General features: G+C 58.7%; 4 protein-coding genes. 1 reads left to right on the top strand and 3 read right to left on the bottom strand.

The annotated features are described in order from the left end of the window. Positions 1-93: 93 nt before the first annotated feature. Positions 94-11,028 carry an Ig-like domain-containing protein gene (locus BR48_RS26375; RefSeq protein ID WP_027233209.1) on the top strand — a complete coding sequence of 3,645 codons (10,935 nt, stop codon included), beginning with the start codon at positions 94-96 and terminating at the stop codon, positions 11,026-11,028. A gap of 48 nt (positions 11,029-11,076) precedes the next feature. Here BR48_RS26375 and BR48_RS0121575 read toward each other — a convergent pair whose 3' ends face one another. From BR48_RS0121575 to BR48_RS0121585, 3 genes are all read right to left on the bottom strand, one after another. Then, the gene (locus tag BR48_RS0121575; protein ID WP_245273671.1) at positions 11,077-11,430 is read right to left on the bottom strand and encodes a response regulator; all 354 of its coding nucleotides are present in this window, start codon (positions 11,428-11,430) and stop codon (positions 11,077-11,079) included. 82 nt (positions 11,431-11,512) lie between these two features. Further along, on the bottom strand, positions 11,513-12,121 hold the full coding sequence (locus tag BR48_RS0121580; protein WP_027233211.1) for a response regulator: 609 nt from the start codon (positions 12,119-12,121) through the stop codon (positions 11,513-11,515). Positions 12,122-12,133: 12 nt separating this feature from the next. After that, complete coding sequence (locus tag BR48_RS0121585; RefSeq protein WP_245273673.1) at positions 12,134-14,086, bottom strand: ABC transporter substrate binding protein; 1,953 nt, start codon at positions 14,084-14,086, stop codon at positions 12,134-12,136. Positions 14,087-14,184 lie beyond the last annotated feature (98 nt).

Raw genomic sequence — 14,184 nt, forward strand, 5'->3', positions numbered from 1 at the left:
AAACCAGCGGGTCAAAGCAGGTTTTGGGGAACATGGCATTTGTGCTCCCAATGAGGTCTGCAACCCTTCGTGATCGATACGAGGTGTGTGATTATGTTCCGTGAGCGCGGTGTCAATACTTTCCCCGGTAATGTTGATCTTGGCGGCGAGAATGCCGAGAGGACGCGCAAAGCGACGAAAACGCCAATGCTGCGCACGCTCGAACCCCGCATGGTCTTCGACGCAGCGGCCGACGTTGCCACCCAGCACGCTTTGGCACCCGCACACCCCGAACCTGCCGTCGATGCAGGGCATCCTTCGATTGTCGAGCCGGCCTGGAACCATCTGGCGGAGGCACTGAAGGCCGCTCCGGTCACGCCGGTAGAGAAGTCGGCGGATGCGAACGGTCCGGCGCCAATTACGCCTGCTGCCGCCCACACAGCGGTAGCCGATAAGGCCATCGACACTGTCGCCAAATTGCCGGCGCTGAACACGATCATCGATGATGCAATCAAGCAAGCTTCTACGGCAGCCGGCGACAAGTTCGCCGAGCAGGGGGAGTTAGCCAAGACGGCAGAGCTCCATGAAGAAGAAATCCACGGTGCGATTGAGGCCGCTGTGCAGAAAGCGCTGGCGGTTGCCAACGGGGAGGTCGTCCGCGCAACCGAGCGCCTTGCAAGCGTGCCTCCCACGTCAAATTATGGGCTGGAGTCGCTGAGTTCAAAACCGATTGCTCTAGCTGAAAGGGCGATCGATAACCTTGCCGCAATAGACCCTAAAGGCGCGCCATCGCAATGGGACGATGCCGGATTTGCTGTGTTGGGGGCTTCAGCATACAGGCAGGAGGTCAGCCCCGCTCACGCCTTGACTGAACATTTAGCGAAGGTCGAACCGGCGCCTGAACACGCCGCGACTTCCGAGAAAGTACAGTCCACTGCGACGGTTGAGGCGACAACCGATCGACCGTCGGAGACGGCGAAACCAGATACGCACGCAGAGCCGACGACCGAAAACCATCTGCCGGTTGCGGCCGATCGGGTCGTCACTGATCCCCGTGCCAGCGACACAAAAAGTGCCGATGTCACCGTCGCGGCCGGAGCGACTGAAACGGCGCCGCAGGAGGTGTACTTCGTTTGGGACAATGTGAAGGACTGGCAACAGATCGTCGCGAGCCTCGGCAGCAGCGCGCGCGTTTACGTGCTCGATTCGACCAAGGATGGCGTGGAGCAGATCGCCGCCATTTTGAAAGGCGAGAGCAATATCTCTGCGATCCATCTCATATCGCACGGCTCGGAGGGTAGTCTAAGCCTCGGAACAGCGGTTCTGGATGCATCCAGCATGCAGGGGCAATATCGCGACGAACTGACAACGATCGGCCAGGCGCTGTCGCAAGATGGCGACATCCTCATCTATGGCTGTGATTTCGCCGCAGGTGATGATGGTCTTCAGGCTGCGGTCATTCTTGGTGGTACCACACATGCAGATATTGCAGCCTCGACGGATGCCACCGGGGCTGCAGCGCTCGGCGGCGACTGGGATCTCGAGCGGCAGACCGGAACGATCGAGACTGCGGTTTTGACGGATTATGCCTATCAGTCCTTGCTGGCGGCGCCTGCGATTGATCTTGATGGAGCCGCCGGGTCGACTGGCAGTTTCACAGCAGGCTACACTGAAAATTCCGCTCCCGTTCCCATTGTCGCCGATGGCGCCCTTGGCGCAACCGTTACTGACAGCGACAATGACATTCAAAGTATCGCCATTACCGCCGATGCCGCTCCAAACGGAAATGCTGAGCACCTTACGATCGGCGGCCAGATAGTGGGTCTGGGTAGTGACTTTACAGGTACGGTTGTGGTTGGGGCGACCACCTTTAACGTCGTCTACACGGCTGCGACGCGGACCTTTACCATCACCAACGCTTCCGGCGGAGCGATCCCGAGCGGCGGTGATACCAACACGCTGATACGTTCGATCACATACGATAACACTTCGGATGATCCGACCAACGGCGGGGCAAGCACCAGCCGGGTGTTTACCTTCACCGCGACGGATGCAACGGCCGTCACGTCGGCCGCAAGCACCGCGACCGTTGCAATCACTGCCGTCAATGATGCACCGGTGGCCGCCAACGACACCAACACAATTGCCGAAGATACGGTCGCGACCGGGAACGTGCTGGCCAACGATACGGATGTTGACGGTGCTCTTACGGTGACGCAGTTCGTGGCGGGCGGGACAACCCATCCGGCTGGCGAGACCGCAACGCTCGCCGGCGTTGGCACCCTCGTCATCAATGCCGACGGCTCGTATACGTTCACGCCAGAGGCCAACTATAACGGACCAGTTCCGGTCGCGACTTATACAGTATCGGACGGCAGTTTGACGGCGACGGCCACACTGACGCTGGACGTCACACCGGTCAACGATGCTCCCGTGGATGGCGATGAAACCAATACTGTCTCCGAAGACACGACCCTGACGGTGGCAGACGGTGCTGCGGGCGATCTTCTCAACAACGCCACGGATATTGACGGCGGCCCGCTGACGATCAGCGGCTTTGCGGTCGCGGGCCAGGCAGGCCCCTTTGTCGTCGGCACCGGCTATCTGATCGCTGGCGTGGGCACGATCACGATCAATGCCAACGGGTCATACTCATTTGCGCCGGCTGCCAATTTCGTCGGCACTATTCCGCTGATCACCTACACAGTGTCGGACGGTGCAGGTGGCACCGATACATCGACGTTGGCGCTGACCATGGTCGGGGCCAACGACGCACCCGCAGGCACCAATAATACTTTGACCATAAGCGAGGATACGTCTTACACCTTCACAGCGGCGTCGTTCGGCTTCACCGATCCCAATGACACACCGGCCAACGCATTCCAGGCCGTGATCATCACGACGCTACCATCGCCAAGTGAAGGCACGCTTCTCCTTAATGGCAATGCCGTGACGGTGGGTCAGACGATAGCCGTCGCCGATATCCCGAACTTGACGTTCCAACCTGCCGCCGACGTCAATGGCACCGGTGTTGGCGCGTTTACCTTCCAGGTCGTCGACAACGGTGGCACGGCGAATGGCGGGCAGGATACCGATCAGAGCCCGAACACCTTTGCCTTCAACATTACTGCGGTCAACGATCTGCCTGTTGCCACCGACGATACGGTGACCACGCCTGAGGATACGACGCTTACGGGCAATGTGCTCGCCAACGACACCGACGTGGATGGCGACACCCTGACGATTACAAGTTTTTCTGCACTCAATGTTACGGCAATACCCGGACAGACAGGGACGATACCGGGCGTTGGCCAGATCACCATGAACGCCGACGGCAGTTACACGTTCGTACCGGTTGCCAACTTCACCGGACCTGTACCGGTGATCACCTACACAATTTCTGACGGCCACGGCGGCACGGACACTGCAACGTTGAATATCACAGTCATATCGGTGAACGACCCGCCAGTTGACGGCAATGAGACCAACACCGTCATCGAGGACACGACGCTGACGGTTGCCGATGGCGGTTCGGGGGATCTCCTCAACAATTCCAGTGATCTCGACGGAGACCCGCTGACGATCACCGATTATACTATACCAGGCGTCAATGGCGGCAACCCGATCGCTGCGGGTACAGCGACCCTCATCCCGAACGTCGGCACGATCACAATCAACGCCAACGGCAGCTACTCTTTCGTACCGGTTGCAAATTATGATGGGCCCATTCCGGTCATCAGCTACACCGTCTCCGACGGTACGGACACTGACACGTCAACACTGACCTTGACCATGACGCCGGTCAACGATGCCCCAATTGCAGTGGATGACGCGGCAACGACACCGGAAAACACCCCTGTTTCGGGCAATGTGTTGGGCAACGACACCGATGTCGATGACCCGACGCTCACTGTGACGTTCTTCACGATCAACGGCACGACCTACGGCGCCGGCACGGCGGCGCCGATTCCGGGGGTCGGCACAATGCAGATCAATACCGACGGGTCGTACACCTTTACGCCGGCCCCGAACTATGACGGTCCGGTTCCGCCTGTAACCTATACCGTTTCGGACGGCGAGTTGACCGACACGGCCATCCTGACGATTACCATCACCCCCGAGAACCAGCCGCCTTTTGCCGGCGACGATACCGGCACCACGCTCGAAGATACGACACTGAGCGTGCCGGCCTCGTCCGGCCTGTTGACCAATGACACCGATGTCGATGGTGATCCATTGACGATTACGGAGTTTACCGTCGCGGGCGATCCAACGGTCTATTCGGCCGGCGATACGGCGACGATCGCGGGGGTCGGCAATCTCACCATCAATGCCGATGGCAGCTACACATTCGTGCCGGCGCCAAACTACAACGGTCCGGTTCCTGTTGCCACCTATACGGTCTCGGACGACAGTGGCGCGACCGACCAGGCTACGCTTACGCTTGACGTTACGCCCGTCAATGATCCGCCCGTCACCATCGACGATACGGGTACGACACCCGAGGACACCCCCCTCAGCGGTAGTGTTCTGACGAACGACAGCGACCCGGATGCCGGTGATACGCTCACCGTCGTCGGCTTTTCCGTAAATGGCAATACGTTCTTTGCTGGTTCGACGGCGACGCTTCCCCAAGGCACGATCACGATCAACGCCGATGGTACCTACACACTGGTTCCGGCCGCCAACTATACCGGCCCGGTGCCAGTGATTACCTATGTAGTGGTCGATGAAAATGGGGCGACATCCACCGCGACACTGACACTCAATGTGACCCCGGTGAATGATCCGCCCGTCGCCAACGACGACAATGCCACAACGCAACAAGATACACCCGTTAACGGCAACGTGCTCGCCAATGACACCGATGTTGACGGCGATGCTCTGACAGTTACCGGATTCGTGGTTGACGGCACCACATATGGTCCTGGCGAAACGGCAAATATCCCTGGCGTCGGCAATCTGACGCTAAACGCGAACGGCAGCTACACCTTCGTGCCTGAGCCCGGCTACACCGGGCCGGTTCCTGATGTGACCTACACCGTTTCAGACGGCACTACATCAGATGATGGCACGCTGACCATAGACGTTATTCCGCCGAATGAGGTGGGTGCAAACAACGACGTCGCCACGACGCCGGAAGACATAACGCTTAACGGCAATGTGCTGGCGAACGACGTCGGTCCCGATAGTGCTCCGATCTCGGTTGTCGATTTCCAGGTTGCGGGCGATCCGACCGTATACACACCCGGCTCGACCGCAACCGTTGCAGGCGTTGGCGCACTGACAATCAACCTGGACGGCAGCTACACCTTCGTTCCGGCACCCAACTATTTTGGTCCAGTTCCGGTGGTAACTTATACGGCTACGAATGGTACGGTAAGCGACGCGGCGACTCTGACCATTACGGTGACGCCGGTGAACGACCCGCCCGTGGCGGTGGATGACACAGGTGTCACTCCGGAAGATACGCCACTTAGCGGCAATGTGCTGACCAACGACACCGACGTCGATGGCAATGCGCTGACGGTCACCCAGTTCGTGGTCGGAGGCATTACTTTAAATGCGGGACAGACCGCGCCGATTCCAAACGTCGGTCAACTGACGATCAACGCGAGCGGCAGCTACACCTTTGTGCCCGCAGCGAATTACAACGGTCAAGTGCCGGTGGCAACCTACACGGTCTCCGACGGCAACGGCGGCACAGATACCGGCACGCTGACAATTACCGTCACGCCGGTGAACGACGCACCGGCCGCCGTCAATGATACCGGCACAACGCAGGAAGACACGACACTTAACGGCAATGTGCTGACGAATGACACTGATGTCGAAGGCGCTACCCTGACGGTAAGCGGATTCGAAGTCGGTGGCACGACCTACACGGCCGGCCAGACAGCGACGATAGCCGGCGTCGGCCAGCTGACGATCAACGCAAACGGTGGCTATACCTTTGTACCTGTAGCAAATTTCAACGGTCCCGTTCCATCGGTCACGTATACCGCATCCGATGGCACGTCGACCGCTACGGCGACGCTGACCATTAACGTCACACCCGTCAACGATGCACCAATTGCTAACGACGACACTGCGACCTTGGCCGAGGACACGACGCTGACGGTTCCCGCGGCCTCCGGATTGCTGGCAAACGACACCGATGTGGAGAATGCGTCACTCACGGTGGATGGGTTCGAGGTTGATGGTGTCCTCTTCGGCGCGGGCACGACCGCGACGATTCCCGGCGTCGGTCAACTGACGATCAATGCGAACGGAAGCTATACCTTCACGCCCGTCGCCAACTTCAACGGCACGGTTCCACCGGTGACCTACAGGATCTCGGACGGCAGTGGCGGAACGGACACCGCCGTGCTGACGATCACGGTGACGCCGGTCAACGACGCCCCAATCGACGGCAACGAGACCAACACTGTCGTCGAGGACACGACGCTCACGGTTACCGACGGAGCCGCGGGCGACCTGCTCAACAATGCGACGGACATAGACGGCATCGATACGCTGACGATCACCGACTACTCGATTCCAGGTGTGAATGGCGGTAATTCAATCGCAGCGGGAACGGCAACCCTTATCCCGGGCGTTGGTACGGTCACCATCAACTCGAATGGCAGCTACACGTTCACGCCTGTCGCGGATTACACTGGACCTATACCGGTCATTACCTACACCGTCTCGGACAACGCCGGCGGCACCGATACCTCGACACTGACCTTGTCGATTACACCGGTCAACGATCCGCCGATTGCCGTGAACGATATCGTATCGACACCGGAAGATACGACGCTCACGGGCAATGTACTTGGAAACGATGTGGACGTGGATGGCGATACGCTGAGGGTCACTTTGTACTCGGTGAACGGCCTTGGTGGCTTCCTTCCCGGTGCGCCGGCGGTGATCCCCAACGTCGGTACCCTTACCATCAATGCCGACGGCAGCTACACCTTCGTACCCGTGGCGAACTACAACGGCCCGGTACCGTTCGCAACCTACACAATCGCCGACGCAAGCGGGATCCAGGATACCGCCGACCTCATCATTGTCGTAACGCCGGTGAATGATCCGCCGGTTGACGGCGACGAAACCAACACCGTTACCGAGGACACGACGCTGACGGTGCCAGCGGCGGGTGGCCTGCTTGCCAATGCGACGGACATCGACGGCGGCCCACTTTCGATCACGGGATATACGGTTGCCGGCATTAACGGTACGGTGGGCAGTGCGGTGGCAATCGCCGGGGTTGGCGCGATCACTATCAACGCCGATGGCTCCTATACATTCGTGCCTGAGCCGAACTACACCGGCCCGATCCCGCTCATTACCTACACCGTCTCGGACGGCGCCGGCGGTAGCGATACCTCGACGCTGACCTTGACAATGGTTCCAGTGAACGATCCGCCGGTTGATGGCGACGAGACCAACACGGTCATCGAGGACACGACACTGACGGTTCCGGCCGGCGGCGGCCTGCTTGTCAACGCCAGTGACATTGACGGCGGCGCGTTGACGATATCGGGGTTTACCATTGCCGGCGTTACTGGCACGCAGCAGATCGGCAGTCCGGTGCCGATAACGGGCGTCGGAACGATCACCATAAACGCCGACGGCTCCTATTCCTTCGCCCCCGCCGCGAACTACACAGGACCGATCCCGGTCATCACCTATACCGTCTCCGATGGCGCCGGCGGCACCGACACTTCGACGCTGACGCTGACGATCACGCCGGTGAATGATGCGCCGGTTGACGGCGACGAGGCCAACTCGGTCACCGAAGACACGACGCTGACGGTGGCCGATGGCGCGGCAGGCGATCTGCTGAACAACGCCGTCGATGTCGAAGGCAACCCACTGACAATAACAGGCTATACGATTGCTGGCGTGATAGGCCCGCGGCCGGTGGGTACCCCGGTTGCGATAACGGGTGTCGGCACGATCACTATTAACGCCAACGGCTCCTACAGCTTTATCCCGGTTGCGAACTACGCCGGTGCAATTCCCGTGATTACCTATACCGTCTCCGACGGCAATGGCGGCACCGATACCTCGACACTGACCCTCACGATCACCCCGGTCAATGACGCACCCGCGGGAACCGACCATAGGGCGACGATCAGCGAAGATACGGCCTATACTTTTGCCGCAGCGGATTTCGGCTTTACTGATCCGAACGATAGCCCGGCGAATGCGTTGCAGGCGGTGATCATCACGACGCTCCCACCCGCGGCCGAGGGCACGCTGCTTCTGTCTGGCGTGCCGGTGACGACGGGCCAGGTCATTACACTGGCGCAGATCCCCGATCTCACCTTCCAGCCGGCGGCCAATGTAGCCGGCCTTGGCATCGGTGCGTTCACCTTCCAGGTCGTGGATAATGGCGGCACGGCGAATGGTGGCCAGGACACCGATCAGAGTCCGAATACCTTTGCCTTTAACATAGCACCGGTGAATGATCCGCCGGTTGATGGCAACGAGACCAACGCGGTCATCGAGGACACGACATTGACGGTTCCGGCCGGCGGAGGCTTGCTTGTCAACGCCAGTGATATCGACGGCGACCCGCTGACGATCACCGGCTATACGATCGCCGGCATCACCGGCACGCAGCCGGTTGGCAGTCCGGTGGTGATTGCCGGCGTTGGCACGATGACCATCAATGCAGACGGTTCCTATTCCTTCGCACCTGCGGCGAACTATACCGGTCCAATCCCTGTGATTACCTACACGGTATCGGACGGCAGAGGAGGTAGCGATACGTCGACGCTGACGCTGACGATGACGCCGGTGAACGATCCGCCGGTTGACGGCGACGAGACCAACTCTGTCACCGAGGATACGACGCTGACGGTGACCGACGGTTCGACGGGGGATCTGCTCAACAACGCCAGCGATGTCGAAGGCGACCCGCTGTCTATCACCGGCTATACGATTGCCGGTATCGCCGGCAATCAGTCGCTGGGCACCCCGGTGCTAATTGACGGCGTCGGTACAATCACCATCAATGCCGATGGCTCCTACAGCTTCGTGCCGGTTGCGAACTATGCCGGCCCGATCCCTGTCATTACCTATACCGTCTCGGACGGTAATGGCGGTACAGACACCTCGACGTTGACGTTGACCATGATACCGGTGAACGATCCGCCGGTCGCATCCGACGATACCGGCACGACGCCGGAAGACACGACGCTGACCGGCAATGTGTTGACCAACGATACGGATATCGACGGAGGGCCACTGAGGGTGACGCAGTTCGTCGTTGGCGGCACCACCTACACAGCGGGACAGACGGCCTCTATAGCCAACGTCGGCTTGCTCACGATAGATGCGCTCGGGACCTACAGTTTCGTGCCTGCACTCAATTACAACGGTCCGGTTCCGACGGCCTCCTACACAATCTCAGACGGCAACGGCGGCACCGACACGGCAACCCTGTCAATTACCATCACGCCGGTCAACGATCCTCCCGGCCCCGATCCAGACCGGGGTGCCCTTCCGCCACAGAGCAGTGTTGACGGTAGGGTCGTGGTTCCCGTCCTTGTAGCGGAACATTTCGCTGACGTGGACGGCGATGTGCTTACCTATTCCGCGCGCGGCTTGCCCCCGGGGCTCTCGATCAACCCGGTCACCGGCATTATCAGCGGCAGGCTCCCGAACGACGCCAGCCAGGCAAGTCCGTACATTGTCGTGGTAACTGCCACCGATCCCTCGGGGCTATCAGCGCGAGAAATTTTCGTCTGGACGGTTATTAATCCCGTTCCAATTGCCAATGATGACGTCGGAACAACTGCAGAAGACACCGTCCTGACCGGTACGGTGATCACAAACGACAGTGACCCTGACGGCGATGCCATCAGCGTGGCGCAGTTCACGATTGGCGGCACAACCTATGCTGCCGGACAGACAGCGAACCTTGCCGGCGTCGGCTCACTGGTCATCAATGCCGACGGCAGCTATACGTTTAGGCCAGCGCTTAACTTCAACGGCGTCGTCCCGATTGCAACCTACACGTTGCGGGACAATGACGGGGGCACAGATACTGCCACCTTGGCGCTTGTTGTTACCCCGGTCGATGACGTTCCGATCCTCGTCGATGACTACGCGAGCGGCAATGAAGACACGACAATAACCGGTAACGTTCTGACGAACGACAGCGATCCGGACGGTGACACGCTATTTGTAACGGGCTTCACGGTTAACGGAGATCCGACAAGCTACCTCCCCGGCGAGACAGCGACAATTCCGGGCGTAGGTACAATTTCCCTGCAATCGAATGGCGATTTTACTTTCATACCCGCGCCTAATTTCGATGGTCCGGTTCCCGACATCCTCTACACCGCTTCGGATGGCAATGGCGGCACTGGCCAGGCAAAGCTTGTGATCACCATCACGCCGGTTGACGACTTTGTACCAGTGCCCGACCAGAACGAACCGAACTTGCCTGTCGGCCTCGATTATGGGTTCGAACCGATCACGGCGGACGGCGCTGTGCTCGATGCGGTTGATGAACTGGGCAGTCTGAACGGCATAGACCATTTTGCCGATCGCCCGATTGATGCGCCGGTTAGGTATGTGCTTGAGCCGTTTCTCGGCGGTTCCTCAACCATTGTCGTTGATCAGCCTGGGGGAGGGGAGGAGAAGATCCACGTCGAAGTGATCAAGCACGCCGGTGTCCTTTACTTGCAGATCATCGACGAGAAGGCAGATGGTGGCGAAACCTCCGTCCTGAACTACAGATTGCGAGCGCAGGATGGCTCGCCGGTCCCGGTTTGGCTCAGGCAGGTCGGGCCGATGACCTTTGCCGGCTACCCTGACGCGAATACCGGCACGCTCGATCTCATTTTGTCGATCGTTCGGCGTGACGGGCAGGTGTCAGACTATCGATTGCAACTGGATACAGTCAGTGGACATCTATCCAGACCGCCGGCCCCGGAAAATCAAGGCTTTGAAGGCAGATTGGCGCCCACGTTCGCTCAACAGATGAATGAAAGGCCACTGAACCAGAATATAGAGCTTCTGGAGAGGGCTTTGGGTTTTCCGTGATTGCAACTCAACGCCTTCGGCCGCAAAGCGACAAGGCCTATTAAGCCGCTAGTGAGCGGCTGCCAGTGAGTTGATGGCCGTTGCAACTGCACTTCGGTCGATCGGCTTCAACAGATACCCTGCGGCACCCGCCTTGATGCACTTCTCCCGCATCTTGGGGGCGTCGGCTCCCGTTATGATGAAAGCCGGGATAGCGCTTCCTTCTGCACGCATTCGCGCCAACAGATCGATGCCATTCAGTTCGGGCATGTGCAGATCGACCAGAGCGCAATAGATGGGCTCCTCATGAAGGCCCGTCAGAAACGCTTCGCCGGAAGCGAATTCAATGGGTCGAAAGGAGAGCGATGATATCAGCCGGCGCAAGGCTCGGCGTACCGAGGCGTCATCATCCACAATTGCCACGCGCAGGCCCACCGTCTCCATACCTGTTTATTACAGCATACTGGCGGCGTGGCGTAGTTGGACTTGGGGCCAATGCCTTCCGTCAGATTTTCGCCTGCGTCACCAGACGCACCAGTTCTGCGATGGTCTTGACGTCCATTTTGACCATCATGCGGCTGCGGTGAACCTTGATCGTCTTCTCGACCGTACCGAGGTCGCCCGCGATCTGTTTGTTGAGCTGGCCCGTCACGACATGATCAAGAACTTCGCGCTCGCGCGGAGTAAGGGTCGCCAGGCGCTGTTCGAACGATTTTCGCTGCTGACCATCGTGGCGGGAGCGCTCATCCTGAGCGAGTGCGGTATCCACCGCCGCAAGAAGCGCCGGCGCGTCCACTGGCTTGGTCAGAAAATCAATCGCGCCCGCCTTCATTGCCCTGACAGTCGTCGGAATGTCTCCGTGACCGGTGAGAAATATGACAGGACGCTCAATATTGGCGGAAGAGAATGCGTCCTGGATACCGAACCCATTCAGACCAGGCAGGTTCAAATCGACAACTGCGCACCCTGGTCGTTCCGGACAATGTTGGTCCAGGAAATCTTCGGCATTGGCATAGGTTGCAACTTCATAGCCTGCGGAGGCTAAAAGTCTGTTTAAAGCGCGAAGCACACGCTCATCGTCATCGACCAGATAGATCAGGGGCGTCAAATCCATCATGTTTCGCCTCTATGCCGGTGGCAGCACCAATATAACACGTGCGCCCGGACTGTAACCTTCATCAAATTTCAGCGTACCGCCGTGGGCCTGAGCGATGGTGTTGCAGATCGCCAAACCCAATCCCAGGCTCTTTTTCTTGGTGCTGACGAATGGCTTGAACACTTGAGAACGAAGCTCCGGAGATACGCCGCGCCCCTTGTCGGAGACAGTGAGCTCGCGCGTGCCGTTCTCACGCGTCCGGGTTTCAATTTCTATCTGCCGCTCTGATGCCGGAAGGTGCGACATCGCATCTGCAGCGTTCAGCACGAGATTAAGAATAACCTGCTGCAGCTGCGGGAAATTCGCACGCACGCGGACTTCAGGCATCTCCTGCTGCAGCTCCACACCGGTTTGGCGTGCCATCAACTCGCTGCGGGCAAGAGCAAGTGTCGTTGAGACCACTTCATTGAGGTCTATGCTGTCGAGATGCGTTTCGCCTTTCAGCATCAATCGCCGCAACTGTACGATTACGGTTGCCGCTCTTTTGTCGTCTTCAATGATGTCGCCCAGAATGTCGCGGATTTCAGCGACATCGACCGGATTATTTTCAAGCAGAAGCGCTCCCGCTTGAGCGTTTGCCAGTATGGAGGTCAAGGGTTGATTGAGTTCGTGCGCCAGAGCGCCGGAAAGCTCACCTAGTTGGGTTGTTCTGGAAAGGTGGGCCAGTTCAAGCCGTTCGAGGACCAGTTCCGCCTGAAGGCGGCGCTTGCGGCGGTCTTGAATAATCAGCGCGGCGATAGTTGCACTCTGCAATACGATCACGGTCAGTGCCGCGATGATCTCGAGGTGATATTTTTCCCAGATCGATGGAGAATAATTGAGTATCTGTGAGCCTTTAGGGATGAGAGTGTGATCAATCCCCAATCTTTTGATCACATTCCAGTCGACGATTGGACCGTCCGGAACAAGCGTGGTTTGTGGCCCAGAGGTGTCTCCGTCGATAATCCGGGTTGCGATGGCCCCCATTTCTTCGCCGATGGCCTTGAACGTTCCGACGTATCCCCCGACCATGCCCGCTCCCATATACGAGCTATACACCGTGTAGACGGGGGCATTGGAGGCGGCGGCGATTTCGGCAGCTGCATCGCGCGGAACGAACTTTCGTCCGTCGGCATCTTGAAACACCGTCAACACCAGGAGCAATGTCTGTCGGGGAAGATCGTGGGCCGCCTTTTTGAAACCATCGAGTGAGAGGCCGGAAAGGTAATTGACTTCCAGCCCACCATACCGATCACCCAGGGCTTGCCGGGCTGACTCCTCCCAGCTGCGGTCGAAGGCGGATGATCCAGTGATCACGACGACCTTTTTGGCATCGGGCTGTAGTTGGGTTGCAAGGTCCACTGTCTTGCGCACGTCGAAGTGGCTGATAACCCCCTTTGCGTCAGGGGGCACTTTCCGATCCCTCATGGAATCTTCGGTTACGGCGCCGAAGACCATTGGGACGTTCGCACCGATCTGCGCGCGATGATCCAGGAGAAACTGTACCGCCCCAGGTCCGATGGCCATCACGACGTCGAAGGATACCCCTTTGTATTTTGCAGCAATTGCATCTGCCAGCCGGTTGACGCGATCCACACCCGGAAAGCGCACCGTATCGAGGTATTCGCTGTAGGATTCAAGGTTGGCGGGCATCCGCTTGTGCAAGCTGTCGGACAGTCCTTGCGCGACTTCAATGGCGGCAAACAGGGTGCTCTCGTTCTCGTATATCGCAAGCACGCGTCGAACCGGTTCAGCATGCGAATGAGAGAAGGACAATATCAATACGGCGCAACACAACACCAGCGCTCTTGTGGCGTCTCCAATTTTCTCAATCGCGGTTGCAGGCAAATCGAGAAAAAAACCGTCCGGACGTGAGCGTAGCCAAGGGCTGACCCGGCGTGCTTTCAGTCCTCCGGAAGGTATTCCTCTCGCAATCTGAAGCAAACAACCGTTCTCCTTAGCGCGCAACGTCTGGATTCGTTCGTTGTTCCTCTAGGTAAAGGCCGTGCAACCCTAAGCTGCAAGTTACGATACAGTAACAA

The organism is Phyllobacterium sp. UNC302MFCol5.2, assembly GCF_000686005.1.
Classification (GTDB): domain Bacteria; phylum Pseudomonadota; class Alphaproteobacteria; order Rhizobiales; family Rhizobiaceae; genus Phyllobacterium; species Phyllobacterium pellucidum.

Bases quoted from the DNA above. Each gene is read 5' to 3' on its own strand.
- BR48_RS26375 (WP_027233209.1), top strand. From the start codon at position 94: ATGTTCCGTGAGCGCGGTGTCAATACTTTCCCCGGTAATGTTGATCTT.
- BR48_RS0121580 (WP_027233211.1), bottom strand. From the start codon at position 12,121: ATGGATTTGACGCCCCTGATCTATCTGGTCGATGACGATGAGCGTGTG.